Origin of the sequence: Streptomyces sp. NPDC020490 (assembly GCF_044335305.1) — a bacterium.
Taxonomy (GTDB): domain Bacteria; phylum Actinomycetota; class Actinomycetes; order Streptomycetales; family Streptomycetaceae; genus Streptomyces.
In genome coordinates, this window is record NZ_JBIRUY010000002.1 from 67,598 (window position 1) to 90,018 (window position 22,421).

Here is a 22,421-nt window from a genome sequence, read left to right on the forward strand (position 1 = left end):
CATGGGCATGTACCACTCCACCTACTTCGCCTACGGCGTCCACATCCCCCTGCCCGACGACGTCCACCCGTGGGCCGAGAACGACCGCGTCGACGCGCAGCTCCGCACGCTCAAGGAACAGTGCCCCGACGTCGGCTACCTCTCCGCTGGCAACTACGACGCCGACGAGCTGTTCCTCACCACCCAGTGCGACGAGGTCGCGCTCGGCACGTACAAGCACGTCACGCCCGAGACCGTCACGGCCGAGCAGCTCGCCGACTGGAATCGCCAACTGGCAGCCGCCGTGCACGCCCTCGGATACGGCGATCTCCCTGGGCTGGCCGGGCCTGGCTGGCTCTGCGTCCCGGACCTGTCCTGACCGACTGACCTGGCGGCCGGCCCCCACGGCGCACCTCCCCCGAGCGCCAGCGGCCGCCACCCGGGCCCGCCCCGCACCCCCGTCGGGGCGGGCCCACCCCAGCACAAAGCCCCACACCACACGGTGCGGGGCTCAAGACACGCGAGAGGAGGCAGGCCATGCCCTACCGGCCCGACCCGAAGACCACAGCCACACCCGGCGTATGCCCGCGCTGCGACGCACCCGTACTCCAGCAGCGGGAAGGCCTGCCCTACACCGTCACCGCGGACGCCGCACGGCTGACGCCCGACGCCGCGGCGCGCCTGGTCGAGCCGAACCGGCTGGCCTGGTGCCTACGCGAGGCGAAGTGGTCGCCGCCGCGGCTGGTCGAGGTGCTGCCCGGTTTCCACGGCCTGGCGTGTGGGCGGGCGCACGTCATCGACCATCGCTGCCCGGCCGGGACGCCGGCGGTCAGGGGGGCGCTGTGGTGACGTCAGGACTCGGCGATGTTCTTCGCGGCGTTGACGTCGCGCTGGCGCTTACGCCACGCGGCGATCTCGCGCTTGATGTACATCCGCAGGTCGTCCGACCGCGAGATGCCCTTCTCGTCGCACACCGCTTGGTACGCGCTCCAGTCGTCGTTGGAGACGCGCACTACACGGTTGGGCATCGGGTCGCGGGTTGCCATGGCAAAAGGCTAGCTGATCTGCGCGCATGCAGTCGATACCACCAACGCAAGACGGTGGCATTTCGCATATGCATTTTACGTGCACTGCCGGTAGGATCTGAGGCAGGTGAGGCACACAGCGACAGCGCTTTGACCTGCTAATTCACGCTGCCCACGCACGCACCCCCCGGCAAGGAGCACCACCCGAGTGACCGAGAACCCGCAACCGCAACGCCGCCCCGGCGAATGGCCCGAGCAATACCTACGCATCGCCGCCGAACGCGCCCGCTGGGAACTCACCCTCGGCTCCATCCGCGCCCACCTCGAAGAACAACCCAGCCCCGCCGCCGTCCGAACGGCCGGCCGCCGCTGGATCAACGCAGTCCTCCAGATCGCCGAGCACACCGCCGCCACCAAGCGCGGCCAGCACACGAAGGAGCGCGAACAGTGACCGAAGGCATCGCGTTCAACCGCCTCGCCGACCTCCTCCGAGACCGCGGCGAACCCACCCGCTACCGCGGCGGCGCGCTCCGAACTCGCGGCCTCTGCCACGACGGCGACGCCCCCGACACCGTCGCCATCCGCCGCGGCAACAACGGCGGCGTCGTCATCTTCTGCCACAAGTGCCAGGGCAACACCGACTTCCTCACCGCCATCGGCTGGACCGAAGCCGACTGCTTCGACGAACCCCTCGCCGAACGCCCCCGCGACCGGCCCGCCGACGACCTCTGGATCCCCTGCAAGGACCGCGGCCACGCCCGCATCGCCCAGTACCTCTACCGCGACGAGCACGCAGCCGTCGTCCACGGCGTCACCCGCTGCGACCACAAGTGCTTCGCCCAGTGGCGCCCCGACCCGGCCACCCGCTCCGGCCGCCGCTGGTCCCTCAACGACCACACCGGGCAGCGCCTCGTCCGCGCCGTCCCCTACCGGCTCCCCGAACTGCTCGCCGCCAAGCAGGCCGACCGCGTCATCTGGATCGCCGAAGGCGAGAAGGACGTCCACGCCCTCGTCGACCACGGCCTCGCCGCCACCTGCAACGCGGGCGGCGCCGGCAAGTGGACCGCCGAGCACGCGGCGTTCCTCGAGGACGCGGACGTCACCATCGTCGCCGACCGCGACGACACCGGCCGCAAGCACGCCGAACACGTCGTCGCCACCCTCACCGGCATCGCCCGCTCCGTCTACGTCGTCCAGGCCAAGACCGGCAAGGACGCCGCCGACCACTTCGCCGCCGGACACGCCGACTCCGAGTTCGTCCAGGTCTGGGCACCCGTCCCCTACGCGGCCCCCATGGCGGTGGCCGCGTGACCGACGCCCCCAACTGGCAACCCAACGTCGGCACCGCAGACCCCCGTCTGCTGCCTGCCGAGTTCTGGGAGGCCAGACCCGCTCACCGGCAGATCCAGCGCGCCGCACACGCCATCAACCGCAGCGCCGACGTGGCGTTCGCCGGCGTCCTCGCGCGGATCGCCGCACTCATGCCCCCGGACCGGCCCGGCGACACAGGCATCGGCTCCCCGGCGAGCATGAACACCTTCGTCGCCCTGCTCGGCCCCAGCGGCAGCGGCAAGTCCTCTGGCAAGCGGGTGCCGCGCTGGCTCGTGCCCGCCCCGCCGGACATCGACTTCGCCGAGTACCTGCCGCTGGGCACCGGCGAGGGCATGGCCGAGGCGTACATGGGCGAGGTCGAGGTCACCGAAGGGGGCACCGGGCGCGGGAAAGGCAAGACGAAGACCGTCCGCGAACAGGTCCGCACCAACGCCCTGATGTACGCGGACGAGGGCGAGCGCCTGATCAAGACCATGTTCGGCCGGTCCGGCACGACCATCGGCGAGACCCTGCGCACCGCCTGGACCGGCGACACCATCGGCCAGTTCAACGGCCAGAAGGTCAACACCCGCGTCATTGAAGAGGGCAAGTACTCCCTCGGCCTGATCATCGGCTTCCAGCCCGAGACCGCACTGCCGCTGTTCGACGACGCTGCGGCCGGCACCCCACAGCGCTTCCTGTGGTTCTCCACCCTCGACACCACGCTGCCCGACGAACCGCCCGCGTGGCCGCCGCCGCTCGAACTGCCCCTCCTTAACAGCCGCCTGCGCGACGTCACGATCACCTTCGCCGACACCATCCGCAAGGAGCTGCGCATCGAGGACCGGGCCCGCGTCATGGGAGAGATCATCCCGGCCCCGCTCGACTCGCACCGGCCGCTCACCCTCGTCAAGACATCCGTCCTGCTCGCCGTCCTCGACAACCGGGCCGACGTCACCGCGGAGGACTGGGAGCTCGCCAAGGTCGTCTGGAACACCTCCTGCAACGTCCGGGACGCCCTCGTCGAGGCTGCGGCCCGGCAGCGGGCGCAGGAGGAAGAGGCGCGGACCAAGCAGCACGTCGACCGCGCGGTGCGCGCTCACAAGGCCGTCACGACCGCCGACCGCACGGTGGTCCGCATCGGCCGCCGGATCGCCAACCGGGTGCACGCCTCGGAGGGCATGACGCTGGGCGCGGTCAAGACGGACACCGCCAACCGCGACCGCCCGTACCTCCTTGACGCGCTCGACTACGCCGAGGCGCAGGGCTGGGTTCAGGTCGACGGCGACAAGGTTCAGCCCGGGGGGTCGAAGCCCTCGTGAGCCAGGTAAAGCGGACGCAAAGTCGAAGCCTGTACATCTGGACATGTCCAGGGTCCTCGCGCACACACACGCATCGCGGGAGAGGCATTTTTCTTTCTTTCCCCTGGTCAGAGGCTTGCGACGTTTTGTTGATCACTTCTCATTCCGTGTCCAGGGCTGGACATGTCCAGATGTCCAGCCTCATGTACACGTCATTTGTCCAGACCAATTCGGGAGCCCGAGCATGACCATCCGCCCCCAAGACCTCCCCGAACTCCGAGCCGAACTCCTCACCTGGCAGCAACAGCACGGAGCCCGGTACTTCACCTCATGCCTCAGGGCAGGGGCACAGACCTCGTACCAGCCCCTTCTCACCACCGCAGAAGAAGGCGACCAACTCGCCCGAGCAGAAGCCGCACGACTCGCGGAAGCCGAACTGTTCTGGGTCTCCCCTGAGATGACCGAGCTAACAGTCGCAGCCGCCCGCAGCATGCCGGCCTGGTCGCTGGAACCCGAAGACCTGCCAGCCCCATCCGGCCTCATCTACTTCGACGGGCTCCCCACTGTCAGGCCCGAGTTCCCCACCACAGCCATGGCATGGGGCCCCTGCCCGCCGGGGATGGCCACCCAAGCCCTGAAGAACACCGGCCTCTGGCTCAGTTGCTACGTAGACCGCGACTGGGTCGAGGCACAGGAAGGGCTCGACCTCTCCCACATGCGAATCCCGCTGGGGCCCCTCGTGTACGACGGCGAGAGCATCGCCGCATACGGCGAGCGAGAGACCGGAGACGTCGCCTTTATGAGCGACGCGGGTCGCATCGTCGAGGTCGACGACCAGACCTTCATCAATAAGTGCAGCTCCCTGGTCGTACTCAAGTCCGCCAGTCTGCTGATGCGCCAGGAACTCGCCGCCGCCAACACCATCGAGCCGGACCGCGCCACACGGAAGCGACTGCGCCGGCAAGGAGCAGACGAAGACGTTCGCACCCGGGTGATCGAACTCCGCCGCCCCAAGACCACCGCCAACCCGTCCGGCGAGTCCAGCCGCGAATACCACCACCGCTGGATCACCCGCGGCCACTGGCGCCAGCAGTGGTACCCCGCCCGCCAACTCCACCGCCCCGTCTGGATCGCCCCCCACATCAAGGGACCCGAAGGCGCCCCCCTCATCGGCGGCGAAAAGGTCTACGCCCTCAAGCGTTGACCGCCCCCGCCGCCTGACCGTCCCGCCGTACCCCAACCAGACACGCCGCCAACTGGAGCAAACATGACCAAACCGACCACCGTCAGCGACCAGCAGCTCGCCGTCCTCGCCCCGCTCGCCACCCTCATCGAGACCACCATCCGCGACACCCCCATCCGCATGGGCCCCGGCGGCCTCGACGACCTCACCGGCCAGCTCACCGTGAAGACGTGCGTGTGGGTCGGGAAGAACGTCCTGCCCCGCACCAAGAGCCTGGCTGCGTTCGTCGCTGACGTGGACGCCGAGCGGCAGCGGCAGCTCGCCAAGTTCGGCGACCAGCACCACCCCGACGGCACCGGCAGCAAGAGCCAGCAGGACGACGCCGAGCGCGCCCGTCGCTGGTGCCAGGACGCGTTCGGCTCCGGCTACGGCACGTGGGTCGACATCCTCACCGAGGAGGTGGTCGAGGCCTACGCCGAGCGCGACCGGGCCCGGCTGCGCGCCGAGCTGGTGCAGGTCGCTGCCGTCTGCGCCGCGTGGATCGCCGACCTCGACAGCCGACCCGCCGCTCGTTCCGCTGCGGCGGCCGTGACCGAGACACCCGCCAGCCAGTGACCGCACCACCCACCCGCCACACCCACCGGAGGAATCCCGTGACCATCCCGCTCACCGACCAGCAGCTCGCCGAGTACGCGACCGCCGTCGCCGCCTACCAGCAGCACGCCCCGACCGGGTTCGCCTGCTGCACCGCCCACCCGGCCGCCGACGCGAGCGCCGCGCTGCTCGCCGAGGTCCACCGCCTCCGGCAGCAGAAGCGGGTCCTGCTCCGCTCGCTCGCCGCCAAGCACGCCCGCAGCAGCGACGAGGCGCTGCGCGAGTTCCTCACCGCCGAGGAGACGCACGTGGTCGCCGACGGCAGCAGCGACCCCGCCCACACCGACAACCACCCCGGCTGCGAGCCCGCCGTCTGACCGCACGACACCGGCCGCCTGCTGGAGCTAGCAGCAGGCGGCCGGCCACCCCGACCATCCCACACCCCGCCAGGAGAACCCATGAACCAGCCCCGGCACACCCCTGCTGAGGCCGTGCAGTACTGGTACGACGCCGCTGTCGAGCGGCGTGAAGAGCGTGACCGGCTGCGGGGCGTCGTCGCACGCATCCGGCAGATGGCCGACTACTGGGAGCAGCAGCTTCCCGAGGTGATCCGGACCCCGGCCGTCGTGTCCGCGCTCCGTGCCGCGCTGGAGCTCGCCCCCGCCGTGGAGCCGCCCACCGACCGGACCGGGCTCCGGGACCTGATCGCTGACGCCCTCGCCGCCGCGGACGGCTGGAAGTGGGTGCCCGACTTCGACCGGACCCTGAGCCCCGCCTGGCAGGGCTACCGGCAGCGCGCCGACGCCCTGCTGGCCGTACTGCCGACCACCGACCAGGCCGCCGTGCCCTCCGCGGCCGCCCGCAAGACGCTTCGCCGCTGGGCCTACGCCGCCGGACACATCGAGTCCGAGCTGGACGGCGCCGTGGACCGGATGTACGGCCTGGTCGCGCGAGACGTGCTGCGCCGTCTGGCCGCCGTGGCGCCCGCCACGCCCCCGCCCGCACCCGCCGACCGTGCTGCCGTGCTGCTGTGGGCGGCCGACCAGATCGACACGGAAACCCGCCGCCTCCACGCGGACGGCGTGCTCGAGCCGGACCGGTACCGGCCCTGCCGCGACGCAGCCGCCCAACTCCGCGCCCTCGCCGCCGAACTGCGGCAGCACGGCACCGAGACGCGGCCGAGTTCCGGCCCGACGGACTGCCTGTTCTGCCAGCCCGACACCCCCACCAACCGGCACGTGGCCCGGCACGGCACCTGCTACGCCCGCCACGACAACTACCCCGCCGCGCCAGGCCACGTCGAGGTAGTGCCGCTGCGGCACGTCGAATCCGTGCGTGACCTCACCCCGGCCGAGATCCTCGACATGCACACCCTCCTCCGCCAGATCACCGCCAGCCCGGACGCGGATGGCTGGACGATCGGCATCAACGAAGGCGCCGCGGCCGGCCGGACCATCGACCACGTCCACATGCATGTGATCCCCCGCCGGTGGGGTGATGTGGCGGATCCGCGGGGTGGGGTGCGGCATGTCCTGCCGGGCACCGACGCGGACGCGTGGACGGTCGCCGGGGCGCAGCAGCCCGCGGCAGGCGACACCACCAAGGAGGCGCGCAACCGCGTGAAACACTCCGGCCCGGACACGCGGTTCTGCGTCCTGTGCCTGTCCGGCGAGCACGAGCGCGTCGACGAGGAGGCGTAATGCGCGAGCTGAACGCGTGCGGCTTTTCCTCCGAGACCATCGCCGCCGAGTACGAGACAGACGCCGCCCTCGCCGAAGCCGGGTACGACCTGGAAGACCCGTACTTCACCGCCGCTTGGAAGGCCGAGGAAGCGCACCGTGCCGCCGACTGGGAAGCCCAGCACCGGCCCGTCGCCGAGGAGCCCCGCCCGTGAGCAACGCCGCCCTGTTCGCCGAGGCCGTGGACGCGGTGGTTGCCCTGTACCGGGCGCTCGCCGTGTGGCTGCTGATCGCCGCGATGGTGTGCGCGCTGCTGTCGCTCGCCGTGGTCGTGGGCGTCGCCTACGCCGCGAAGGCGGCGAGAAGGTGGCTGTACGCCCGTCTGAGCGATGAAGACGCCCCGCAGGCATCCGAGCCCCGACCGCCCGTCAAACGGCCCCACACGCCCGCCTGGGCGCATCAACAGCCCACCCGCTACGAGGAAGCCGCATGAAGCCCTACCGCGTACTCGTCACCGGCAGCCGCGACTGGGACGACGTCGAAGCCATCTGGCAAGCGATGAACCAAACCGTCCGCGACGCCGGAACAGGCCGCGAAATCGTCGTCGTTCACGGCGCCTGCCCGCGCGGAGCCGACTGGCACGCCGATCGGTGGGCGCGCCTCGCCGATGTCAAGACCGAACGCCACCCCGCGAACTGGCAGATCAACGGCAAGCGGGCCGGGTTCATCCGCAACGCCCACATGGTCAACCTCGGCGCCGACATCTGCCTCGCCTTCATCCGCAACGGCAGCCGAGGCGCCAGCCACACCGCCGCCCTCGCCGAGCAGGCCGGCATCCCCGTCCGCAGGTGGACCGCCTGATGGGCCGCGCTCTCGCCGTCGGCACCGTCTGCGCCCCGCTCATCTCCGCGCTCCTGCTCGGCCTCGGCCGGGCAGGGCGCGCCCTCCGCAACCGCTACACCCGGAGACCCCGATGACCTACCGCTACATCGACCCCGACGGCCACCGCATCGAAACCGCACCCGGCTACGTCGCCGAAACCAACGCCGTCTCCGTCACCACCTGGAATGCCCACGGCGACACCATCCGCGTAGACATCCCCGTCGACCGCGTCGAGGAGCTGATCGCCGGCATCCGCGACACCGCCCGCCAAGCCGCCGGAGGCCAGCCGTGACCACCCCCGCCGACGAACTCCGCGCAGCAGCCGATGCGCTGGCACCCGAACAAGAGACTCGACCGACACTCACCGGGGACAACCCAGATCCCGACGCCTGCGTCGCCCAGATGCTCCGAGATGCAGCCGAGACCTGCGACGTCATCACCCGGAACGGGCTCAAGGTCAAAGAGACCGATCCCTGGCTGGCATCTGCCCTGGCCGTAGCACGTGTACTGCGCCCCCGTCTCGAAGGAACCCGATGACACCCGCCGAAGAAATCGAAGCAGCAGCAGTCAAGCTCCGTAGCCTCGTCACCGATGCCACCGAAGGCCCCTGGCACACCTGCGATCCGAATATCCGCTGGGGCGACGACCGCGACCACCGCTTGGTCGGTGGCGGGAAGATCCTTGCCAAGTTCAACAACGGCCACAACGGACCGCTGAACGCCGACTATGTCGCCGCCATGCACTCCGGCGTCGGCGAGAAGCTGACCCGCTGGTTGCGGTCGGCGGCCCGGGACGCCCGCGAGATCGGCCCCGACCCCCACGCCCTCGCGGTGGCCCGCGCCATCAACGGGAGCCAGCCGTGACCTACCTGCTCACCGCGCTCCTCGCAGCCTCCGCCGGCTGGACCTGGGGCCACGCCACCGCCCGCATCCGCATCATCGTCATCGGCGCCACCCAAACCCAGGACGACACGGCCCTGCTCGCCGCTGAGCGTGCCCGCTTCGACCAGCTCATCGCAGGCTTCGACCTGCCCGACGACCCCAGGAATGCAGCGTGACCGACCACACCACCGCGCTCGACGCCATCGCCGAGCAGCTCCGCCGCATCGCCGACGCCCTGTCCACGCCCGCTTCCCCGGCCGCCGACGAGGACGACGCCCCGACGGCGACCGCCGACGACGGGCCGCGCTGCGTCTGCGGCGACCCCATCGAGCAGACCGGCGACCCCGCGTACTGGATCCACAGCCCCGGCTCGGACACCCCCTGCCTCCACGCTCGGCCCGAGTCGGTCACCCTCGCCACGCCGTGCACCGGCTGCGGCCACGCGTACAACTGGCACGGCGGCAGCAAGGCGTCCTGCCAGCTCGGCGACGAGGTGAAGCGCTGCGGCTGCGAGGGGTTCACCACCGAGGCCCAGCCCGCCACCACCCCGGCCGGGCGTCCGGCGTGCGTGCCCGACCACGCCACCACCAGTACCTGCCCCGGCTGCACCTGGGACCGCGAGCACCCCACCACCGACGAGGACGAACAGCGCATCGCCCGCCGCGACAGCACCAGCAACCTCCTCGCCCGCCTCGCCCGCGACGGCATCCTCAGCGAGGCAGAGACCGCGCTCCTACGCCAGCACGTCCACGCCGAGCAGCACGACACCGACATGGCCCGCGCCGTCGCCTCCGACCAACGAGTGAAGATCCGGGCACTCCGCGAAAAGCTGAGCAAGGCGCAGCGGGAGGCTGACACCGCGCGCGAGACGGCCGCGCTCTCCCTCGGGCGGGATCTCCTGCGCGACGGGCTGGACGTCTTCCTGCCGCGCCTCGTGGGCTCGGACCACGCCGCTTGCATCCTGAGCGAACGGCCCAGCCGGACGGCCGAGCTGGAGCAGGCGCAGGCCGCCATCGACCGCGTGCGCGCCGTCGAGCAGCAGTGGGCCGGGAAGGCGCTGCCGCACTCCGAGGCGCACCGGATGCTCACCGACCTACGCGCCGCCCTCGACGGCAACGCCCCCGCCGCGCCCACCGAGGCCGACCAGCCGCTCCCCGTACCCCGCAACGCAGCCATCACCCTGCACCGCACCCTCGGCGAACTCCTCGGCGACGAAGGGGCGCAGGCCATCGCCCGCGTCCGCGCCCTTCACCAGCGGGAGTACGACGGATGCGGCTGGTGCTCGACGAACGATCGGTACCAGGAGTGGCCGTGCCCGACGATCCGCGCGCTCGACGGGGAGCAGCCGTGATCGTCCGCACCGTGCTCCCGCTCCCGCTCCCGCTCCGCACCCGGGCCCGGCTCCGCGTCGAGCACCACATCGACAGCCTCGGCGCCTGGCTCGCCGGACACGGCCACCCGGGCGCAGCCGAGTGGCTATGGCGGGCCTGCCGCATGATCTGACCCGCCCGGCTTGACCGTCATGGCATCCTGAGCACGCCGGGCGTCGACGACGCGGGCGCTGGATCTCATCGAGGGTCGGCCCGCCGAGACGCCCGGCCCTGACGCGCCCCACGGGTGCTCAGAGGCGATGGCCCACCGGGCGCGACCGCCACAACACGAAGCCCCGCCGACTCAGCCGGCGGGGCTTCACTCGTGCACGGGCTACGGCCGCCAGGTCTCCCGGTAGCCAGGCCGGTCCGCGTACACGACAGCGAGCAGGCGCACGGTCGTGCAGGCGTCCGGCCGCAGGCGGCGGCCACCGGGTACGTCGCAGACCTGGCAGCCATCGTCGCGAATGCTCTGCGTGTGGAGTGCCAGGACCGCGCGCTTGGCGTCGATCTCCCGCAGCACCCGAGCAGGATCATGCGCAGCGATATGCCGCGCCACCGCCTCCTCGTGCACGCCGCCGCCACTCATCCCACTGCCCACCAGCTCCACCACCGGCGCCGTGTCGTTCGGCGGCGTGGTGGTGATGCACCAGTAGGTGCCGCCCGCGTCGGACGGTCCTTCGACGCTGCGCCAGTTCATGGCCCCCAGCGTCGGGACCGCCAAGGTGGCGGCCACGCGCGCGATCCGCTCGTCCTCGTCGAGCTGCTCGCCAAACCACCGCACCAACTCATCCATCCTGCTCGCCCTCCAGGTCGTTGCGGGCCAGATCGAAGAACAGCGTCACACACGACTCGACGCCCAACTCCTCGGCCGTGCGCTTGACGATGAAGGCGTACACCTTCTCGCGGGTGTCGCCCGGCTCGAACCCGACAACCCCGTCCCGCGTCGACGCCACGATCCCCGGCCCGTTCGGGTTCTGGTACTGCAGCGTGATCACGTAGTGCCACTCGTGCTCAGCCATCCTGCGCCCCCGACTCGTCGGCCATACGCCGCAGCTCGTTCGTGGCCGCTTTGATGTCGCCCATGTGGTCATCCGTCAGGTCGCGCAGCACCTCCGACTCGTCGAGCCGGTCGGCCGCCTCCCGCAGCACAGCCCGCCGGAAGGCATCGATCTTCTCGCTCGCTCGCTGCGAGATCTCCGGCGAGTGCTCCTTGCCCTGCATCGCGAAGGCGTACAGCTCCCGGCGGGCGTCGGCCGTCGTGGTGGTCACTGGCTCTCCTTGCTGTTTCGAGGGCGTCCGCTTGACGCCCGGCTGCTTGGGGTTTGCCGCGAAGAACGCGGCCACCTCGTCCGCGCGGAACCGGGGGCGCGTGCTGCCCTGACCCTCGACGGGCTGGGGGAAGACGCCGGTCCGCCGGTACGTGTGGATCGTCTGACGGCTGACCCCGTGCTCCGCCGCGATCTCGGTGGTGGTCATCAAGCGCGGACTCCCCTCGTGTTCAGGGCTCTTGGGCACGGCAACATCCTCCCTGACCCTCTTGACGTTGTAAAGAGGGTCTGCCAGTGTGGAACGGCACCAACAGAACGGCCCCGGCGGTGCTCGCAACACCAGCCGGGGCCAGCCGAATCCCCTGAGCGACCAGGAGAAACGACCGTGACACACGGTACAAGCACCCCCCAACCCCAGCCCACCCCCGCGCCGTGGCCCGAGAGTGTGATCGCCCGCTACCTGACCGTCGGCGGCGCCACCGTCGACCTCACCGAGCGCTCCGGCTACTACAACCGGACCGAGCCGACCGAGACCTACGTCGCCTGTGGCGGATGCCTGGCCACCCACACCGTCGAGTGGGGGTGGAGCGGCTACGCCGACGAGTACGACCTGCCGCAGGACAACTTCGACGAGGGCGGCAAGCGCTCCACCCCCAAGGCCCGCGAGTGGGCCCAATCCCACGCCGAGCGCTGCCGCGCCATGCCCCGCCCGGCGGTGACCGCATGAGCGAGCAGCAGCCCACCCCCTGCGGCACCTGCCACGGCACCGGCGGCACCACCGTCGACACCAGCAGCGACGGCATCACCCGCCAGAACTGGCAGTCCTGCACCACCTGCCACGGCACCGGCAGCCGCTGACCTCACCCCGCAAGCCGCCGGCCCCCGCGAAATCCCCCACGCGGGGGCCGGCACCCCACACCCACTCCGAGAGGCACCCCTACATGAGCCAGCAGAACAACGGCGGCTTCGTCACCACCGAACCGGCCGACGGCGGCGCCGACACCGTCATCGTCACCAACGAAGGCGTGAACGTCCACCACTGCCCCGGCGGCATCACCGAGGACGACCTCGTCGACTGACACCCCGCACCCGACCCCGAGAGGAACCCGTCATGGGCCTGTTCAGCCGGAAGGCGGCCGAAGCGCTCGACACCACGGCCGCCGCCCTTACCCGGGTTGCTGGAGGCACTGGCGACAGGGTTGCCGCCGTCGTCCTCGACCCCCTCCGCAGCCGCCTCGACTCCGACTGCACCCGCTGCGAGAAGGGCAACTGCCAGCGCCGCTGACCGGCTGCCCGCGTCGCCCGACCCCACCGGCCGGGCGGCAAGGAGAACCGGCCAGCCCCGCCCACCCGCGACCACATCCCGGAGACCCCCATGCCACGCCTCCCGCGCTGCGCCTGGACCCTCATCGCCAGCCTCCTCCTCATCAGCCACCACACCATCGGCACGACCGCCACGATCGGTTTCCTCTTCGCCGCCGCCGGCTGGGTGGTCACCACCCCGGCCCCGCTGGTGGTGGTCGCCTCGCTCGCGGCCTGGCACCTCACGTCACGCCACACCCCCCACCGCCGCCGCGCCCACGCCTAGGAGACCCCCTCATGCGCACCCCGTTCCGCCACCCCACCCGCACCATCACCGAGAACGTCCACGGCGTCGACGTCTCCTACGACATCCCCGACACCGCCCCCCGCCTCCCGTTCAACCTCGACGCCGCCCTCCGCCGCGCCCTCTTCACCTTCGCCGTCGCCATGACCGCCGGCGCGATCGTGTGGGGCACCGTCGCCATCGGCGGCATGCTCCAGCTCCTCGCCCCGCCCTGGGCCGCCTACCTCGTCGCCGGAGTGTTCGACGCCGGATGGGCCGCCTGCCTCATCGCCGAGTGGCTGCTGCGCTACGACCACACCCGCGCCGCGCTCCCGCAGAAGGCGGGCCTGGCGATGCTCGCCGTGTCGATGGCCGCGATCGTCCTCGACGGCCACCGCAACGACGCGGTCCTCGTCGGGATCGTCGGCGCGCTCGTCTCCGCCGCGGCGAAGGGCGTGTGGGCGATCGGCATGCACACCATCCGCATCAAGCTCGACCCCAAGTACGAGGCGTACCTCCGCACGCTGCAGCAGCAGACCGGCACCGAGCAGGCGCTGGCGCTCAGCGAGTGGGACCGACAGCTCACCCAGAACCGGACCGTGAAGCTGCGCCTCGCCCTGGAGGCACGCCGCCCGGCCGAGACCGCCGTGAACCAGCTCGTGGACCGCCCGCAGTCCGCCCCGGTCCACGCCGCTGACCAGCCCGTGAACCAGGTCGAGGCCACACCCGAACCGGTCGCGGTCCAGGCCGTGGCCCGCGCCGTGGACCGCCCGGTCCAGCCCGAGGACCAGGTCGACCTCCTCGTCTCCCTCCTCCGCAAAGGCGAGCACATCACCAAGGCGCGCGCCGCAGAACTCCTCGGCGTCCCCGAGTCGACCGCGTACCGGCGCCTGACCAAGGCGACCAGCGTCGTCAACCAGTACAACTAGCCGCCCGCCACCCCAGGCCCCGCCACAGCGCGGGGCCGACCCGTCTCCCGGAGCCACCGCCGTGAAGATCAGCCGCGCCGACATCGCCACCGCCATCACCCTGCCCAGCCTCGTCTCCGGCGCCGCCCTCCTCGCCGACATGCAGTACGGCAGCCACGCCACCACCGTCGAGTTCATCACCGCAATCGCCGCGGGCAAGCTCGCCTTCGTCAGCTTCGCGAAGAAGTGGCCCCAGCCCCTGTCCTGGGGCGCCGGCACCATGGCCGGAGCGTTCACCCAAGCCGCCATCACCGGAGCCGCGGGCGTCGGCCCGGCCGTCTACGCGTGGCTCGTCGCGGTCGGCCTCGCCGGCGCGGCCCGGCTCGTGTACCGGCACCACACCCGCCACGACGAGATCAAGCTGGAGCAGGAGTCGGTGAAGCTGCAGACGGCGCTGATCCGGCAGCAGATGGCCGCGCACGCCCTGGCCCAGCGGACCGCGCCCGAACCGGGCCAGTCCGGACCGGACCTGACCGGGCGGACCGTGGAAGAAACACGGCTGCGGACCGTGGTCCACGAACTGTTCAAGGCAGAACTGCCGGGCTGCACCGTGGAACGGACCCGGACCGGGTGGACCGCCGTCCTGGACCTGCCCGTGAACCTCGACCGGGCCACCCTGCGAACCGCGTGGCCCAAGGTCGCCTCCGGCATGGGCGTGGCCGGGGAGTTCGTGCTGGAAGACGGGGCACTCACGAACCAGCTCGTGGCCCGGTTCATCGACGGCGACCCCCTCGACGCCATCGTTCCGTACCAGCGTCAGTCCGCAGGCCGGTTCACCGACCCGGTCCTCCTCGGCGTGGACAGGTTCCTGAACCCGGTCACCGTTGAACTGGCCTACGCTCACGCCCTCGTCGCCGGGTCCAGCAAGTTCGGAAAGTCCACCCTGGTCCGGTCCATCGTCCTCCAGCTCGCGGACCGCCCGGACGTCGTGGTCTACGGCGTGGACCTCAAACCGGGCGCGCCGGAGATGACACCGATGCTGCCGATCCTGCAAGACCTCGCCACCACCCCCGAGCAGGCACACGCCTTCCTCGACTGGCTCAAGCAGGAACTCGGCGAACGCGGCGAGATCCTCGCCCAAGCCGGCGACCAGGAATGGGACCCGGCCAAGCACGGCCGTCCGGCGCTGTGGGCGGTGTTCGACGAGCTGGGAGAGCTGGTGCGGCAGGCCGATGTCGGGCCGTGGAAGAAGGATCCGGCGTCGAAGAAGCTCGAATCCCTGCTCGCTCTGGCCCGTTTCGCAGGCATTCACCTGATCGCGGCGACTCAGCAGCCGTCCCGGAAAGTGTTCGGGGGCACCACGGACGCCCGCGGGAACTACTCGGTTCGCCTGTCCACCCGCATGGCGGACCGAGACCACCGCCGGTTCATCTTCGGCACCACCCCCGGCTGGGAGCCCGGCGACCTCGACGCGCCCGGGAAGTTCCTGCTCCAGTCCCCGGACCATCAGCTGCCGGCCCCGTACAAGGGCATGTGGCTGACGAAGGACGAGTTCACCGCGGAGGTCGCGCGGATCGGCCGGGAGACGGCGAAGGCGCCGGTGGGGAAGCGGCTGATCCTGCCGGTGCCGGGCGGCACGAACCAGGACCGGGTACGGGCCGCGCTCGCCAAGTACGGCAACGCCACCCGGCGGGAGTTGGAGCAGGCGACCGGGCTCGGAGAGAAGCAGGTGCTGGACGCGGCCCGCGCGCTGCGTCCCGAAGTCGAGCGCTGCGAGGACACCGGAACGTGGCGTCTGGTGCCGGTCGGAGCGTGGGAAGCTCAGGCGATAGCGAGCCGGTGAACCCGCAGGTCACGGCCCGGACTGTGGGGGTCGGGAAGGGGGCCGGATCAGGTCGGAGGACGGGTCGGCCGGCGGGTCGTTCGTCCGCCCCGGTTTTCGACCCCTGTAGAGGCGCTGGGCCTGCGACACTGGGTTGAGGCGCCGGATGCCCCTGGCGCGCGAGGGCCCCGCCACTGTCTCCCCCCGTCGGTGGTGGGGCCCTCGCATGCCCACGGAGTGTTCAGCCGGCCTCGTCCGCCGCGAGCGCCAGCTGCAGCGCCTCCCCACCGGCCATGATCGTGCGGGCGTCGTCCGGGCACGGCGAGCCCTGGATGCTGGCGTTCTCGTCGCCGAGGCACTCATGCTCGGTGTACGCCTCGACCGCGGCGTTGACCTTCCCGATCTGTGCGGTCGTCTTCGGGTACGCGGCCGCCCCGCCCGCCCCGTTGATCGCGGTCTCCAGGTCGTCGACGACGAGGGCAATGTCGGTCAGGTGTTCGGCGCACGCCTGGTCGCCGGCCTGGTTGCAGATGCCGGTGTCGGTCTTGGTGGCGGCTTTGAGTTTGGGTGTCCAGGCGGCGGACAGCTTGCCTGCGGGGCTGGTCGTCTTCGTGGTGGCGGCTGGCTTGTCGTCGCTGCCGCTTGTGGTGCAGGCGGCGGCGGTGAGGATGAGTGCGGTGGCGAGCAGTCTGGTGACGTGCTGGTGCATGTGGGAACCCCCCTTGTGTGTGCGGCTGAGGGTAGATCAGTCGGGGTTGGGGGGTTGGTGGTTCGTGTGGATTGGCCCCGCCCTGGTGTGGGCGGGGCCGTCGTCATGCGGTGGCTGGCGCGCGCCAACATGCGTCCGTACAGGGCTCCCCGTCGTGCGGATACCCCTGCCGGTCGAGGTCTTCGAACTCGGCCGTCCTCATCGCGGCCAGACACCAGCGGCCCTTGTCTGTGAGCCACGCCCCGCTCAAGCTCGTCCCGTGCTCGATCAGCCCGGCCCGTTCCATCGCGCCGAGGACGATGTGGTGCGCGCCGGGGATGTTTCCGGTCAGTGATTCGGCGGTCTTCCAGCGGCTTTCCTCGTAGAGGGGCATGAGGCCGAGGAGATCGCGGACGAGGTCGTATGCGGCCTCGGGGTTGCCACAGCCGCAGAGGCCAAGGCCCTGTTGGTTGTCGTAGAAGATGACGTAGAGGTGTTCGAGGGCGTGCTCGCTGCTCATGGTGTGGGCTCCTTGCCCGAGTTGATTCCCAAGAGCCGTGGCGGGATGCGGTACGCCTGGCAGATCGTCGCCCGCAACTGGTCGGCCGGGGTGTCCTGCGGGCGGCGTTCGTAGGCGTGCCGGTCGAGCTGGTGCAGGGCGCGGTCTCGGCGTGGGTACGGGCGGTGGCTCATGCGGTGACCTCCAGTTGCTCCCACAGCCATGGAGTGTGCGTCGTGTGACGCCGCTCCCTGCCGCAGGTCCGGCAGTGCGTCGGCCGCCAGCGCGCCTGCGGGACGAACGTGTGCAGCGGCTTCAGCCAGTGGCCCTCGACCTGGAGGTGGTCGCCTCGGTGTTGGCCGCAGCGGTCGCAGATCCAGTAGCCGTCCGAGCCGTCGGGTTGGACGGGACCCGGCCGGAACCAGTGGTCGGTGATCAGCGGCGGGCGGGCGCTCATGCCGTGATCTCAGGCAACTGGTAGAGGGCGAACCGAGCATCCGGCATCTGCCCGTCACTCACGTACACGCCGAACGACTGGCAGTAGATCAACGCTTTCCCCTTCGGCACCTTCTCTGAGGCGCACACCTGATAGCCGAGCACCTTGCCGCCGATCAGCACAGCAGCGTCCGGGTCGGTGGGGTTGAGCCATAGCTCGTCGTCTCCGCGCTGCGGCGGCCACTGCTTGCGTGTCCACAGGACCACGTCGTAGATCGCGCGCCCGAGCGGGCCTTCCATGACCTCGGCTGCTCGCTGCTGTCGGATCTGCTCGGGCGTCATCCATTCGCTGCTCATGGTGTGGGCTCCTCGTCCGGGCGCACCAGGCCCGCGCCGTCTGCCTGCTCCTGCATGTCCGGTAGCGCTCCCCTGCTGAAGTCGCCCCAGAGTGTGCTGCTGCCCACATGCCACCCGTCCGGTCTGGGGTTGGCAGCGCTGGGCCATTGCAGCTTGCGGTCTTGGAGGAAGCCACGGTAGTGGCCTTGTGGTCGTTCGCATTGAACGCGACGGCCGTCCTTCTGAAGCAGCGCTGTGCACAGGCTCATGTGGTCGTCTCCTCGCCGCCCGCCGGGCGCTCTACCTTCGCGCTGCCCTTCGGGGTCGGCTTGGGTTGTGACGGAGGCGCTCCCTCGTCACCCGTTCCCTTGTGGGGGCAGGCCTTCAGCTTGTCCTCGCGCATGTGCCACTTCCGGCCGCAGTACTTGCACTCCACCCACCACAGCGCGCCCTCAACCCCGGGGTGAGCCTCCAGCGCCCGCAGGTTCTTCGTGCCCAGCGTCCGCGTCCGCACCGCGAGGAGAGCATCCAAGAACTGCTTCTCGGCAGCCTCGGCGGCGCGCTGCTGCCGCTCCCGCTGCTTGTGCTCGCACGGCTTCAGCTTGTGGTCCGGGCGAAGCCGCTGCTGCTCGCCGCACTCGGTGCACTCGATGAGCCACCGCAGGTTCACCCGGCCGGGGAACGGCTCCAGGGCCCGGAAACCGGCTGCTTGGATACGCGCGGCGGCTAGGGTCTCGCCCGCTTCGCTCATGCGTTGGTCTCCTCGCTGCTCTCGGGGCGCGCCGGCGCGAGCTTGCCCACGGTCGGCGGCCGCTTCCGCTCCACCCCCAACGCGCGGGCACGACGGCGGAACACCTCGGGCGTGAGCCCAGTCCACGCGGCGAGCTGGCCCACCGTGGCGCCGGCCTTCAGCTCGCGGTCGGCGAGCTCCAGCATCTCGGGCTTCAGCGCGCGCTCGCCTTCGTAGTGGGCTTTGTAGCGGGCGAACACTTCGGCCGCGTCTTGGGGTGGCGTGTGGTCCTTCGACATACCCCCATGGTGACACAACAGGTAGCCCTACCGTAAGAGCTACGCGTAGCCCTATTGACAGGGCTACGTGTAGGGCTGATGATGGAGTCATCACCACGAGCGAGGGGGCACAACCGATGAGGCACACCAAGAACGAGACCCAGCACCACACCCTCACCCGCCTCATCACCGCCCACGACCGCCGCCAGCCCGTCACCATCACCTACCTCAAGGAAGAGAAGGACGACACCGGCCGCAAGACCGGCCGCCTCATCGAGACGGTGCGCACCATCGAGATCCACGACTTCGCCCCCAGCCAAGCCGGCGACATCCTCGTCAAGGCCCTCGACCGCGAGACGGGCGAGATGCGCTCCTGGCGACTGGACCGGATCCAGGCGTACACGATCCACCGGACCGCCTACGTCATCGAGACGCCGGCCACCACCGACAAGCCCGCCCGCACCACCGGCCTCAACACGGTCACCGTCCTCTACCCCGTCGACTGCCCGCTCGCCGCCCGCGTCCAGCTCCTCGCGGATGCCCTCGCCGCATAAGGAGAACCGCCATGTACCAGCCCCACGACGGCGACCGCGTCACCGTCACCCGCCACCACCCCACCGGCCGCACCTCCACCTGGACCGGCACCCTCAGCGCCGTCAGCCCCACCGGCTTCTACCTCACCGGCGTCGACAGCCGCGGTCACCGGTACGACGGCTACCTCTCCAGCGCCGCCGTACTGGCCCGCTACGGCGCCACCCAGACCATCACCCCCGCCTGACCTGATCGGAGCCCCACGATGCTCGGCATCATCCCCACCGCCGCCGTCCTCGACATGCTCACCCCCGACGACGACGACACCCCCGACGCCCTGTACGTCCGCGACGTCCTCGACCACAAGCGGCGCAGCCCCCACTACCCGGACCTGCTCGACGAGATCCGCGCCGAGGGCATGGCTCTCCCCATCATGATCCGCACCCTCAACGGGCAGCCCTGGCTCGCCGACGGCCACCACCGCGTCGCCGCCGCCCTCGACCTCGGCATCACCCACCTGGTCTGGTCGGACCTGCCGCTCGAAGTCGAGGACCACCCGCACAACCCGATGATGCGGATCTACGGCCCATACCGGCCCACCGTCTGACCGTCCGACACGACAGGAGAACACCATGACCGACAACCAGCCCACCGAGACCGCCACCATCACCCTCGAGGACGGCAGCACCCGCACCGTCCAGTACATCCAGGACGTCGGCGAGTCCTGCATCCAGCGCGCATGCAAGGCCGCCCTGGAAGCCGCCGACCTCCGGCAGGCCGCGTACGTGATGCGCGGGCACGTCGACGCCGCCCTGGACGAGCTGAACGACCTCGTCAGCGACGGCACCGTGACCGCCGAAGCGGTCGGCGCCGTGCGGCGTGCACTGCGTGAGGCTCTGGGACTCCACTGATCACCGCGCCGCAGCTCGACTGACCCGCCGCAACGCCGAAGGCCCCGCCCCCTTGCCGCCCAAGGGGATCGGGGCCTTCAACCTGCGCGCACCCCATGTGCCACCCACCGGTTGACGCGCATCGTTACCATCACACCATGACAACCGGTAACGAGCCACCCGTACCGGCCGAGCACCCCACCCCGCCCGGCCCCAGCTGGGAACGCCCCCGCGACCGCCGCGGCAACTTCCTCCCCGCACAAGCCACCGCCAACCGCGCCGCCCACGCCGCCCGCCTCAAAGCCGCCAACCCCCGCATGACGTACCAGCAGATCGCGGACGCCGTCGGCTACAGCAACAAGGGCGACGCCTGGCGCGCCGTCCAGGAATGCCGCGAGTCCGTCAAACGCGCGGCCGGCGCCGAACTCGTCGCGGCCGAGGCGCAGCAGCTCGACGACCTGTTCGCGGCCGCGCTGGAGGTGCTGGAGCGGGACCACGTCGTCGTCTCCCACGGCAAGGTCGTCACCATGCTCGACGAGGACGGCGTCGAGAAGCCGATCCCCGACGACGGCCCGAAGCTCGCCGCGATCCGCGAGATGCGCGCCATCCGCGAGTCCTACCGCAAGCTCCTCGGCGTCGACCAGCCGCAGCAGGTCGCCGTGTCCGGAGCCGTCCGCTACGAGGTGGTGGGCGTCGACCCCGCGGACCTCACGTGACCACAGCGGCCGACACCGTGGTCCGCTACGAGCCGCGCGGCGCGGCGCTCGAAGCCATGCGCTCGAAAGACCCGGAGATCCTCCTCTCCGGCGCCGCCGGCACCGGCAAGTCCGTCGGCGCCTTGCACAAGATTCACTTCGCTTGCCTGTCCAAGCCGAAGGTCCGCGCGCTCGTCGTCCGCAAGACGCTCGCCTCGCTCACCGCGTCGACGCTGGTGACGTTCCGGGAGAAGGTCGCCAAGGAGGCGCTGGAAGCCGGGGTGGTCCGCTTCTACGGCGGATCCGCTCAGGAGCCGGCCAGCTACAAGTACGCCAACGGCAGCGTCATCGTCGTAGGGGGACTCGACCGCGCATCACGTTTGCTCAGTACCGAGTTCGACCTAGCCTTCGTCGACGAAGCGATCGAGGTCACCGACGAAGACCTCGACACGATCGTCTCCCGCCTCCGCAACGGCGTGCTGTCCTACCAGCAACTCCTCATGGCCACCAACCCCGGACCCCCCAGCCACCACCTGAAGCAGCGCGCGGACGCCGGCCGATGTCGGATGCTCTACAGCAAGCATGAGGACAACCCCCGTCTTTACTCCGGGGGTGAGTGGACCGAGTACGGGCTGGCCTACCTGGCACGCCTCGACACCCTGACCGGCGCCCGCTACCACCGGATGCGGTGGGGAAAGTGGGTGGCGGCTGAAGGGCTCGTGTACGAGGGGTGGGACGAGTCCGTGCACCTCGTTGACCGGCCGACTGTGACCGCGGCGTGGCAGCGCTGGGGCAGCATCGACTTCGGCTTCACGGCGCCGTTCGTCTACCAGGACTGGTGGGAGGACCCCGACGGCCGCCTCTACCTCGCCAACGAGGTGTACTTCACCCGCAGGCTGGTGGAAGACCACGCGAAGACGATCCGGGATCTCCTGTACTGGCCGTCCGGGCAGCCGCGCGGCCAGCTCCCGCGCGCGATCTACGCCGACCATGACGCCGAGGACCGGGCCACGCTGCAGCGGCACTTGGGCTTGTCGACGAAGCCGGCGCACAAGTCGGTGTCGGATGGGATTCAGGCGGTGCAGTCGCGTCTTCGTGTGCAGGCGGATGGGAAGCCGCGCCTGTTCATCTGCCGTGACGCGCTCGTCGAGCGGGATCCGGAGCTGGAGGCGCGGTCGCTGCCGATGGGGGCGGCGGAGGAGATCACCGGCTATGTGTGGGCGGTCCGGCCCGGGCACAAGGGCGGGCTGAAGGAGGAGCCGCTGAAGGAGAACGACCACGCGATGGACGCCCTCCGCTACATGGTCGCGGCGCGGGATCTGGTTGGGCGGACGAAGCTGAGGTGGATGTGACGACAGGAAGGCTTGCGGCCATGTGGCAGAGGACAGCCCAGAGGATGAAAATCTTGCGGCGAGATGGCTTGTTGACAGGAGGATTTACACTGATCTCGACTGGGGTCGGCATGCGTGCCGGTCTCTGGCTCGGGCTGCTCGTCGCCGGAGTCCTCGCCGTCGCCTACGAGCACCACCTCAGCCGCCGCGAATAAAC

At 70.6% G+C, this 22,421-nt stretch carries 42 protein-coding genes; 31 read left to right on the plus strand and 11 right to left on the minus strand.

The window, feature by feature from the left end:
• The first annotated feature begins 1 nt into the window (after position 1).
• Complete coding sequence (locus ACH4ZX_RS03660; protein WP_398266889.1) at positions 2–358, plus strand: hypothetical protein; 357 nt, start codon at positions 2–4, stop codon at positions 356–358.
• Between the two features lie 158 nt (positions 359–516).
• Positions 517–828 (plus strand): hypothetical protein, encoded by a 312-nt coding sequence (locus ACH4ZX_RS03665; RefSeq protein ID WP_398266892.1) that lies wholly within the window; start codon positions 517–519, stop codon positions 826–828.
• 2 nt (positions 829–830) lie between these two features.
• Here the strand turns inward: ACH4ZX_RS03665 and ACH4ZX_RS03670 are convergent, their stop codons facing one another.
• The gene (locus tag ACH4ZX_RS03670) at positions 831–1,025 is read right to left on the minus strand and encodes a hypothetical protein (RefSeq protein WP_398266895.1); all 195 of its coding nucleotides are present in this window, start codon (positions 1,023–1,025) and stop codon (positions 831–833) included.
• A gap of 187 nt (positions 1,026–1,212) precedes the next feature.
• Between ACH4ZX_RS03670 and ACH4ZX_RS03675 the strand changes: the two genes are divergently transcribed.
• The 15 genes from ACH4ZX_RS03675 (at position 1,213) to ACH4ZX_RS03745 (ending at position 10,338) form a co-directional block, all read left to right on the plus strand.
• Positions 1,213–1,455, plus strand: coding sequence for a hypothetical protein (locus tag ACH4ZX_RS03675; protein WP_398266898.1), 243 nt, complete (start codon positions 1,213–1,215; stop codon positions 1,453–1,455).
• The gene (locus tag ACH4ZX_RS03680) at positions 1,452–2,315 is read left to right on the plus strand and encodes a toprim domain-containing protein (RefSeq protein WP_398266901.1); all 864 of its coding nucleotides are present in this window, start codon (positions 1,452–1,454) and stop codon (positions 2,313–2,315) included. The genes ACH4ZX_RS03675 and ACH4ZX_RS03680 overlap by 4 nt, the downstream gene beginning before the upstream one ends.
• On the plus strand, positions 2,312–3,637 hold the full coding sequence (locus ACH4ZX_RS03685; protein WP_398266904.1) for a hypothetical protein: 1,326 nt from the start codon (positions 2,312–2,314) through the stop codon (positions 3,635–3,637). The genes ACH4ZX_RS03680 and ACH4ZX_RS03685 overlap by 4 nt, the downstream gene beginning before the upstream one ends.
• 223 nt (positions 3,638–3,860) lie before the next feature.
• Positions 3,861–4,820, plus strand: a complete 960-nt coding sequence (locus ACH4ZX_RS03690; protein ID WP_398266907.1) for a hypothetical protein — start codon at positions 3,861–3,863, stop codon at positions 4,818–4,820.
• Between the two features lie 63 nt (positions 4,821–4,883).
• Positions 4,884–5,414 (plus strand): NUDIX hydrolase, encoded by a 531-nt coding sequence (locus tag ACH4ZX_RS03695; protein WP_398266910.1) that lies wholly within the window; start codon positions 4,884–4,886, stop codon positions 5,412–5,414.
• A 38-nt stretch (positions 5,415–5,452) separates the two neighbouring features.
• Positions 5,453–5,770 carry a hypothetical protein gene (locus tag ACH4ZX_RS03700; RefSeq protein WP_398266913.1) on the plus strand — a complete coding sequence of 106 codons (318 nt, stop codon included), beginning with the start codon at positions 5,453–5,455 and terminating at the stop codon, positions 5,768–5,770.
• Between the two features lie 81 nt (positions 5,771–5,851).
• Positions 5,852–7,093: an HIT domain-containing protein gene (locus tag ACH4ZX_RS03705; RefSeq protein WP_398266916.1), complete on the plus strand. Its 1,242-nt coding sequence runs from the start codon at positions 5,852–5,854 to the stop codon at positions 7,091–7,093.
• Positions 7,093–7,287, plus strand: a complete 195-nt coding sequence (locus tag ACH4ZX_RS03710; RefSeq protein ID WP_398266919.1) for a hypothetical protein — start codon at positions 7,093–7,095, stop codon at positions 7,285–7,287. The genes ACH4ZX_RS03705 and ACH4ZX_RS03710 overlap by 1 nt, the downstream gene beginning before the upstream one ends.
• The gene (locus ACH4ZX_RS03715) at positions 7,284–7,565 is read left to right on the plus strand and encodes a hypothetical protein (RefSeq protein ID WP_398266922.1); all 282 of its coding nucleotides are present in this window, start codon (positions 7,284–7,286) and stop codon (positions 7,563–7,565) included. The genes ACH4ZX_RS03710 and ACH4ZX_RS03715 overlap by 4 nt, the downstream gene beginning before the upstream one ends.
• The gene (locus ACH4ZX_RS03720) at positions 7,562–7,933 is read left to right on the plus strand and encodes a DUF2493 domain-containing protein (protein ID WP_398266925.1); all 372 of its coding nucleotides are present in this window, start codon (positions 7,562–7,564) and stop codon (positions 7,931–7,933) included. Before ACH4ZX_RS03715 ends, ACH4ZX_RS03720 begins: the two co-directional genes overlap by 4 nt.
• Positions 7,934–8,045: 112 nt before the next feature.
• Positions 8,046–8,246 (plus strand): hypothetical protein, encoded by a 201-nt coding sequence (locus tag ACH4ZX_RS03725; RefSeq protein ID WP_398266928.1) that lies wholly within the window; start codon positions 8,046–8,048, stop codon positions 8,244–8,246.
• A 241-nt stretch (positions 8,247–8,487) separates the two neighbouring features.
• A complete protein-coding gene (locus ACH4ZX_RS03730) occupies positions 8,488–8,817 on the plus strand; it encodes a hypothetical protein (protein WP_398266931.1) in 330 nt (109 codons plus the stop codon).
• Positions 8,814–9,011: a hypothetical protein gene (locus ACH4ZX_RS03735; RefSeq protein WP_398266934.1), complete on the plus strand. Its 198-nt coding sequence runs from the start codon at positions 8,814–8,816 to the stop codon at positions 9,009–9,011. Before ACH4ZX_RS03730 ends, ACH4ZX_RS03735 begins: the two co-directional genes overlap by 4 nt.
• Positions 9,008–10,186 (plus strand): hypothetical protein, encoded by a 1,179-nt coding sequence (locus tag ACH4ZX_RS03740; RefSeq protein WP_398266937.1) that lies wholly within the window; start codon positions 9,008–9,010, stop codon positions 10,184–10,186. Before ACH4ZX_RS03735 ends, ACH4ZX_RS03740 begins: the two co-directional genes overlap by 4 nt.
• Positions 10,183–10,338 carry a hypothetical protein gene (locus tag ACH4ZX_RS03745; RefSeq protein ID WP_398266939.1) on the plus strand — a complete coding sequence of 52 codons (156 nt, stop codon included), beginning with the start codon at positions 10,183–10,185 and terminating at the stop codon, positions 10,336–10,338. The genes ACH4ZX_RS03740 and ACH4ZX_RS03745 overlap by 4 nt, the downstream gene beginning before the upstream one ends.
• A 201-nt stretch (positions 10,339–10,539) precedes the next feature.
• On the opposite strand, the gene ACH4ZX_RS03750 is transcribed toward ACH4ZX_RS03745, so the two are convergent.
• From ACH4ZX_RS03750 to ACH4ZX_RS03760, 3 genes are read right to left on the minus strand one after another with little or no spacing between them, the layout of a single operon-like run.
• Positions 10,540–11,001 carry a DUF6221 family protein gene (locus tag ACH4ZX_RS03750; protein ID WP_398266942.1) on the minus strand — a complete coding sequence of 154 codons (462 nt, stop codon included), beginning with the start codon at positions 10,999–11,001 and terminating at the stop codon, positions 10,540–10,542.
• Positions 10,994–11,227: a hypothetical protein gene (locus ACH4ZX_RS03755; protein ID WP_398266945.1), complete on the minus strand. Its 234-nt coding sequence runs from the start codon at positions 11,225–11,227 to the stop codon at positions 10,994–10,996. Before ACH4ZX_RS03755 ends, ACH4ZX_RS03750 begins: the two co-directional genes overlap by 8 nt.
• Positions 11,220–11,684, minus strand: coding sequence for a helix-turn-helix transcriptional regulator (locus ACH4ZX_RS03760; protein WP_398266948.1), 465 nt, complete (start codon positions 11,682–11,684; stop codon positions 11,220–11,222). The genes ACH4ZX_RS03755 and ACH4ZX_RS03760 overlap by 8 nt, the downstream gene beginning before the upstream one ends.
• A gap of 177 nt (positions 11,685–11,861) precedes the next feature.
• Between ACH4ZX_RS03760 and ACH4ZX_RS03765 the strand changes: the two genes are divergently transcribed.
• The 7 genes from ACH4ZX_RS03765 to ACH4ZX_RS03795 all read left to right on the plus strand — a co-directional run bounded on the left by ACH4ZX_RS03765 (position 11,862) and on the right by ACH4ZX_RS03795 (position 15,812).
• Positions 11,862–12,203 carry a hypothetical protein gene (locus ACH4ZX_RS03765; RefSeq protein WP_398266951.1) on the plus strand — a complete coding sequence of 114 codons (342 nt, stop codon included), beginning with the start codon at positions 11,862–11,864 and terminating at the stop codon, positions 12,201–12,203.
• Positions 12,200–12,334: a hypothetical protein gene (locus ACH4ZX_RS03770; RefSeq protein WP_398266954.1), complete on the plus strand. Its 135-nt coding sequence runs from the start codon at positions 12,200–12,202 to the stop codon at positions 12,332–12,334. Before ACH4ZX_RS03765 ends, ACH4ZX_RS03770 begins: the two co-directional genes overlap by 4 nt.
• A gap of 83 nt (positions 12,335–12,417) precedes the next feature.
• Positions 12,418–12,555: a hypothetical protein gene (locus ACH4ZX_RS03775; protein WP_398266957.1), complete on the plus strand. Its 138-nt coding sequence runs from the start codon at positions 12,418–12,420 to the stop codon at positions 12,553–12,555.
• A 32-nt stretch (positions 12,556–12,587) separates the two neighbouring features.
• Positions 12,588–12,761, plus strand: coding sequence for a hypothetical protein (locus ACH4ZX_RS03780; RefSeq protein ID WP_398266960.1), 174 nt, complete (start codon positions 12,588–12,590; stop codon positions 12,759–12,761).
• A 90-nt stretch (positions 12,762–12,851) separates the two neighbouring features.
• Positions 12,852–13,064, plus strand: coding sequence for a hypothetical protein (locus ACH4ZX_RS03785; protein WP_398266963.1), 213 nt, complete (start codon positions 12,852–12,854; stop codon positions 13,062–13,064).
• A gap of 11 nt (positions 13,065–13,075) precedes the next feature.
• On the plus strand, positions 13,076–13,990 hold the full coding sequence (locus ACH4ZX_RS03790) for a hypothetical protein (protein WP_398266966.1): 915 nt from the start codon (positions 13,076–13,078) through the stop codon (positions 13,988–13,990).
• Between the two features lie 61 nt (positions 13,991–14,051).
• Entirely contained in the window at positions 14,052–15,812 is a 1,761-nt protein-coding gene (locus ACH4ZX_RS03795; RefSeq protein WP_398266968.1) for an FtsK/SpoIIIE domain-containing protein, read from the plus strand.
• A gap of 220 nt (positions 15,813–16,032) precedes the next feature.
• On the opposite strand, the gene ACH4ZX_RS03800 is transcribed toward ACH4ZX_RS03795, so the two are convergent.
• The 7 genes from ACH4ZX_RS03800 to ACH4ZX_RS03830 form a co-directional block, all read right to left on the minus strand.
• Complete coding sequence (locus tag ACH4ZX_RS03800; protein WP_398266971.1) at positions 16,033–16,500, minus strand: hypothetical protein; 468 nt, start codon at positions 16,498–16,500, stop codon at positions 16,033–16,035.
• A gap of 103 nt (positions 16,501–16,603) precedes the next feature.
• Positions 16,604–16,999, minus strand: a complete 396-nt coding sequence (locus tag ACH4ZX_RS03805; RefSeq protein WP_398266974.1) for a hypothetical protein — start codon at positions 16,997–16,999, stop codon at positions 16,604–16,606.
• Complete coding sequence (locus tag ACH4ZX_RS03810) at positions 16,996–17,172, minus strand: hypothetical protein (RefSeq protein ID WP_398266977.1); 177 nt, start codon at positions 17,170–17,172, stop codon at positions 16,996–16,998. The genes ACH4ZX_RS03805 and ACH4ZX_RS03810 overlap by 4 nt, the downstream gene beginning before the upstream one ends.
• Positions 17,169–17,435, minus strand: a complete 267-nt coding sequence (locus ACH4ZX_RS03815; RefSeq protein WP_398266980.1) for a hypothetical protein — start codon at positions 17,433–17,435, stop codon at positions 17,169–17,171. Before ACH4ZX_RS03815 ends, ACH4ZX_RS03810 begins: the two co-directional genes overlap by 4 nt.
• On the minus strand, positions 17,432–17,770 hold the full coding sequence (locus ACH4ZX_RS03820) for a hypothetical protein (protein ID WP_398266983.1): 339 nt from the start codon (positions 17,768–17,770) through the stop codon (positions 17,432–17,434). The genes ACH4ZX_RS03815 and ACH4ZX_RS03820 overlap by 4 nt, the downstream gene beginning before the upstream one ends.
• A gap of 244 nt (positions 17,771–18,014) precedes the next feature.
• The gene (locus tag ACH4ZX_RS03825; protein ID WP_398266986.1) at positions 18,015–18,500 is read right to left on the minus strand and encodes a hypothetical protein; all 486 of its coding nucleotides are present in this window, start codon (positions 18,498–18,500) and stop codon (positions 18,015–18,017) included.
• Positions 18,497–18,778, minus strand: coding sequence for a hypothetical protein (locus tag ACH4ZX_RS03830; protein WP_398266989.1), 282 nt, complete (start codon positions 18,776–18,778; stop codon positions 18,497–18,499). The genes ACH4ZX_RS03825 and ACH4ZX_RS03830 overlap by 4 nt, the downstream gene beginning before the upstream one ends.
• A 116-nt stretch (positions 18,779–18,894) precedes the next feature.
• On the opposite strand from ACH4ZX_RS03830, the gene ACH4ZX_RS03835 reads away from it, so the two are divergent.
• The 7 genes from ACH4ZX_RS03835 (at position 18,895) to ACH4ZX_RS03865 (ending at position 22,419) form a co-directional block, all read left to right on the plus strand.
• The gene (locus tag ACH4ZX_RS03835; RefSeq protein ID WP_398266992.1) at positions 18,895–19,311 is read left to right on the plus strand and encodes a hypothetical protein; all 417 of its coding nucleotides are present in this window, start codon (positions 18,895–18,897) and stop codon (positions 19,309–19,311) included.
• Positions 19,312–19,322: 11 nt separating this feature from the next.
• On the plus strand, positions 19,323–19,535 hold the full coding sequence (locus ACH4ZX_RS03840; RefSeq protein ID WP_398266996.1) for a hypothetical protein: 213 nt from the start codon (positions 19,323–19,325) through the stop codon (positions 19,533–19,535).
• Positions 19,536–19,553: 18 nt separating this feature from the next.
• Positions 19,554–19,895, plus strand: a complete 342-nt coding sequence (locus ACH4ZX_RS03845; protein ID WP_398266999.1) for a ParB N-terminal domain-containing protein — start codon at positions 19,554–19,556, stop codon at positions 19,893–19,895.
• 25 nt (positions 19,896–19,920) lie between these two features.
• On the plus strand, positions 19,921–20,199 hold the full coding sequence (locus ACH4ZX_RS03850; protein ID WP_398267002.1) for a hypothetical protein: 279 nt from the start codon (positions 19,921–19,923) through the stop codon (positions 20,197–20,199).
• Between the two features lie 137 nt (positions 20,200–20,336).
• The gene (locus tag ACH4ZX_RS03855; protein WP_398267005.1) at positions 20,337–20,894 is read left to right on the plus strand and encodes a hypothetical protein; all 558 of its coding nucleotides are present in this window, start codon (positions 20,337–20,339) and stop codon (positions 20,892–20,894) included.
• The gene (locus tag ACH4ZX_RS03860) at positions 20,891–22,225 is read left to right on the plus strand and encodes a phage terminase large subunit (protein WP_398267008.1); all 1,335 of its coding nucleotides are present in this window, start codon (positions 20,891–20,893) and stop codon (positions 22,223–22,225) included. The genes ACH4ZX_RS03855 and ACH4ZX_RS03860 overlap by 4 nt, the downstream gene beginning before the upstream one ends.
• Positions 22,226–22,296: 71 nt before the next feature.
• On the plus strand, positions 22,297–22,419 hold the full coding sequence (locus ACH4ZX_RS03865; protein ID WP_398267010.1) for a hypothetical protein: 123 nt from the start codon (positions 22,297–22,299) through the stop codon (positions 22,417–22,419).
• Positions 22,420–22,421 lie beyond the last annotated feature (2 nt).